Annotated in this window: 4 protein-coding genes; 3 read left to right on the top strand and 1 reads right to left on the bottom strand. The window is 72.5% G+C overall.

The features are described from left to right. On the bottom strand, nt 1-712 hold a 712-nt coding region (locus B7L92_RS33575; RefSeq protein ID WP_255311258.1), incomplete at its 3' end, for a ParB/RepB/Spo0J family partition protein. A gap of 281 nt (nt 713-993) precedes the next feature. On the opposite strand from B7L92_RS33575, the gene B7L92_RS33570 reads away from it, so the two are divergent. From B7L92_RS33570 to B7L92_RS33560, 3 genes are all read left to right on the top strand, one after another. Next, on the top strand, nt 994-1,581 hold the full coding sequence (locus B7L92_RS33570; protein WP_081241039.1) for a DUF5987 family protein: 588 nt from the start codon (nt 994-996) through the stop codon (nt 1,579-1,581). Continuing rightward, the gene (locus B7L92_RS33565) at nt 1,578-3,251 is read left to right on the top strand and encodes an FAD-dependent oxidoreductase (RefSeq protein WP_081241038.1); all 1,674 of its coding nucleotides are present in this window, start codon (nt 1,578-1,580) and stop codon (nt 3,249-3,251) included. Before B7L92_RS33570 ends, B7L92_RS33565 begins: the two co-directional genes overlap by 4 nt. Before the next feature lie 106 nt (nt 3,252-3,357). Continuing rightward, nucleotides 3,358-4,307: carboxymuconolactone decarboxylase family protein (locus tag B7L92_RS33560; RefSeq protein ID WP_107501688.1), on the top strand; the 950-nt coding region annotated here is incomplete at its 3' end.

Genomic DNA, 4,307 nt, shown 5'->3' with positions numbered 1-4,307 from the left:
CCGGGGCGGAGCCGGCGTCCGGTGCCCGGCGCTCCGGCGCCTTGCCGCGCCGCCGGCTCGGCACCGGGGTCTCGCCGCGCTGGAGGCGCCTGCGTACGTCGTGGGCGGTGCCCAGGGACAGGCCGGACCGCTCGGCGACGGCCCGCAGCGGCAGGTCCGGGTGGCTGGTCATGAGTTCCGCGGCCCGCAGACGCTCCAGGGTGCGGTCCAGCGGGTGGTCCTTGCCGTCGCTGCCCACCCGCGTGTTCGACTGCGGAGTCCCCACGGTTGAACTGCGCCGCACGGCCGCGACCGTCTTGGGGTCCAGCCCGGTGCAGGTGGCGACGGCCCGGTCGGAGAGGTCCGCGTGGGAGCGCAGGATGCGTTCGGCGGCGGCCTTGCGGTCCGCCGTCGACAGCGGCAGCCCGTGGGCGACGTTCGCGGACACCGAGCGCAGGAACGCGTCCTTCTCGGGCCCGTCGAAGTAGTGCACCTCGACGGTGTCCCGTCCCCTCAGGGCGGCGGCGGCCACCCGGTGCGAACCGTCGACGATCCGCATCGTCGGCCGGTGGACCAGGATCGGCGGCAGTGAGGCGAGGATGTCGGCGAGGCGTTGCACATGCGCGTGGTCGACCCCGTTCAGCCGGGGGGAGTCGGCCGGCAGCAACGCGACGATACGGACCCGCTGGGTGAAGTTCGTCGGCAGCTCCAGAGCCTTGTCCGCGCTTTCCAACCTGACACCCCCCTGAACCGGTACGAATTGTTCCGGCGTGCCTCTCCATTTCGCGGCACGGGCCCCGTTCCTGACGGAAGAGGAATACGTCGGCAAGAACGTTAGGCGACCGAACGGCCTTTTGGGCGGGGCGGCGGGGCGATGCCTCGACTCCGCCTAGTTCATTCACGCAACTCACCGTTCGGTGAACGCCGCGGGGGTCGGTTGTTTGAAAAGACTCGGCAGCTCTACGTTCTTTTCGCACCCCAGAGGAATCCCACCAACGAGACCGGGAGGACGCGTTGCAGGCATCGGCAAGAATTCCCGAGCGCAGGGTCGAAATCGGGGACGAGGCGACCCTCACCCTCGAGGCCTATGCGGACACCATCGTTCCCGGCGAGAAGCGCCGGCCCGGCGACCGGGCGATAGCCGGCGCCGGCACCGGGGGAGGAGCGGTCGCCGCCGGCGCCCTGGACCTCCTGCGCTGGGACGCGACCGGCATCGCCGACGGACTGGAGGACCTGGTCGGCCTCGTCAACGGCCACGCCAGGGCCTACGCGGCCGAGGCCGGCCTGGAGCTGGACGACACGGTGCCGCCCTTCGTGGCCCTCGACTACGAGGACCGGGTGCGGCTGATCCAGACGCTGACCACCCCGGGCCATCCGGAGAAGGACTTCTGGGTCCTGCTTTCCCTGTTCTGCAACATGGCCTTCGACTCCGCCGCCCACCTGCACACCGCGCAGGCCATCGAGGAGGGCCACCCCGGTCTCACGGCGATGGGCATCACCGCCCCCGACGCCGACGGCCTGTGGCGGTTCGCGGACTTCGGCTACGGCCGCAAACTGGCCGACCTCCACCCCGACACCACCTCGACCGGGAGTCCGGCATGAGCAACGCGATCGAGAAGACCGACGTCCTGGTCATCGGCAGCGGCTTCGGCGGAGCCATCGCCGCCTACCACCTCGCCGCCGGCGGTGCGAAGGTCACCGTCCTGGAGCGCGGGCCCTGGCTGCGCAGCACGGACTTCGAGCACGACTACAAGCTGGGGTCCTCCTACACGCGGGCCTTCGACTTCGTCGTCGGCGACGGGATGAGCGTGCTGGGCGGCAACTGCGTCGGCGGCGGCAGCGTCGTCTACTTCGCGGCCATGCCGCGCGCCCCGCGCTTCGTCTTCGACCGCAAGGGCAGCATCGGCCGCCGGATGTGGCCCTCCTCCCTCAGCCGCGACACCCTCGACCCGTGGTACGACCGGATCGAGGAGTCCCTCTCGGTGAGCAAGCAGGAATGGAGCGACGTCAGTTACGCCGGGGGCCTGTGGGCGGCGGCCTGCCACCAGGCCGGCCGCACCGCCAACCCGCTCGCGGTCGCCATCGACAACTCCAAGTGCGCCAACTGCAACTTCATGATGGCCGGCTGCCGGTTCGAGGCGAAGCAGTCACTCACCGTCAACTACCTGCCGGCCGCGATCGCCCACGGAGCCGAGATCCGGCCCCTGCACGAGGTGCAGCACCTGACCCGGACCGCGGAGGGGGACTACCGGGTCCACTACCACGTCGTCGACGACCAGGACTACCGGCTGCACAACGGCTCCGGCGTGATCCAGGCCAAGATCGTCGTGATGGCGGCCGGCGCCGCGGCCACCCCGGTCATCCTGCAGCGCAGCGAGGCCCACCTCGGCGCGATGCCGCACGCGGTCGGCCGCTACTTCTCCGGCAACGGCGAGCGGCTCAACACGGCCGTCCTAGACGAGGACAAGGTCTCCGAACTCCTCGGCCTGTCCCGCGGCGACGGCGCCCTGCCCTACGGCGCCAACGCGATCGGCCGAGGGCCGACCGTGGCCAGCTGGGACAAGCTGGACGGCTCGCTTCCCGAGTACTCCCGCTACTCGCTGGAGCAGCTGTACTTCCCGCCGGGCCTGGGAACCATCCTCGCCCAGGTGCCCGACGCCACCGGACCGACCTGGTTCGGCAGGGAGAAGAAGGAGATCCTCCGGAACTGGAAGTCCTGGCTGACGGTCTTCTCGATGACCGAGGACGACAACGAGGGCGTCTTCGGCCCGCCGCCGGCGACCGGCAACGCCCTGCGCATCTCCCAGCAGATGCTCGGCCGCGGCAGCCTCTCCTACCGGCCCACGAAGAACACCTGGCACGGCTGGAACCAGTCCGACGCCGACGTGAAGGAGATCCTGGAGAAGGACGGCCTCGCCAAGGTGATGCCGTGGACCAACGACCTGGTCGGCGCCTACACCGTGCACCCCCTCGCCTCCTGCCGGATGGGCGACGACCCCCGCACCTCGGCCCTGGACGACACCAACGAACTGCGCGGTCACTCCGGCGTCTTCGTCACCGACGCGTCCGCGGTCCCCGGAGCGCTCACCGTCAACCCGGCGATGACCATCGCGGCCGTCGCCGAACGCGCGGTCCCGCACATCGTGGCGGCGGCCCAGCGCAGGGGAGTCGCGGTGAGCTACGGAGCCCCGTCCCCCACCGGCCACAAGAGCGGCCGCGACGCGGTCCTGCCGCTGCTGCGCAAGGGGGCCAGGCAGCCGGCCGGAGTGTGACCGGCAGCGGCGGGCGCTCCCCGCCGACCGGTCGGTTGCTTCACAGGACTTTCCCTTCCCCGGTGGGTTGCTTCACGCAACCGGCCCGCGATCCCAGGAGACAGCAGTGCGAGCGCTCGTGAGAACCATGGTGAGGGGCTCCCTCAAGCAGATCCGGCACGTCACCGCCGTCCCGCCCCACGAGGCGGGGGGCCTGGTGGCCGACGTCTACCGCCGGGCCGGCCGGGAGTTCGGGATCCTCGCACCGCCGCTGGCGCTGCACTCCCCGGCGCCCGAGGTGCTCGCCGCCTGCTGGATCCTGCTGCGCGAGACCCTCCTCGTCGAGGGCCGGGCCGGCCGGGCCGCCAAGGAGGCCGTCGCCACCGGCGTGTCGCAGGCGAACGAGTGCGCGTACTGCGTCGACGTCCACCGCGCCAAGCTGCAGACCCTGGCCGGGCCGGACACCGCGGCTCTCGCGGCCGTCACCGACTGGGCCCGGAACCTCACCACCGCCGACGGCCCGTCGCGGACCGTGCCCTTCGCCGCCGATCACCTGCCCGAGCTGCTGGCCACCGCCGTCACCTTCCACTACCTCAACCGGATGGTCCGGCTGTTCCTGCCCGACTCGCCCGTGCCCGGCGCGGCCCCCAGGGCCGGGCGCGGACCGGCGCTGCGGATCGTGGCGCGGGCCATGCGCCCGGACACCGGCACCACGCTCACCGCCGGAGCCGCCCTCGGCCTGCTGCCCGCGGCACCGCTGCCCGCCGCGCTCGCCTGGGCCCGGCCCGAGCCGTCCGTCGCCGGGGCCCTGTCCCGCGCCGTCGCCGGCGTCGACGCGGCCGCCGAACGCCGGGTCCCCGAGCCCGTGCGGGAGCTGCTGCACGCCGAACTCGCCGTGCGCGACGGCATGGCGCCCGGCCCGAGCCGCGCCTGGCTCGAGCCCCTCGTCGCCGGGCTCGTCCCCGGTCAGCGGCCCGCCGCGCGGCTGTCCCTGCTCATCGCGCTCGCCCCGTACCAGATCACCGACGCGGACGTGACGGCGTTCCGGGCGGTCCGGCCCGGAACGCCGTCACGTCC

It is taken from the genome of Streptomyces viridosporus (genome assembly GCF_002078235.1).
Classification (GTDB): Bacteria; Actinomycetota; Actinomycetes; order Streptomycetales; family Streptomycetaceae; genus Streptomyces; species Streptomyces viridosporus.
Note: the sequence above shows the minus strand (reverse complement) of the source record. Positions and strands in the feature narration are given on the sequence as shown.

What these genes read in the sequence shown, in the direction of transcription:
- B7L92_RS33565 (WP_081241038.1), top strand. Translation starts at nt 1,578, where the DNA reads ATGAGCAACGCGATCGAGAAGACCGACGTCCTGGTCATCGGCAGCGGC.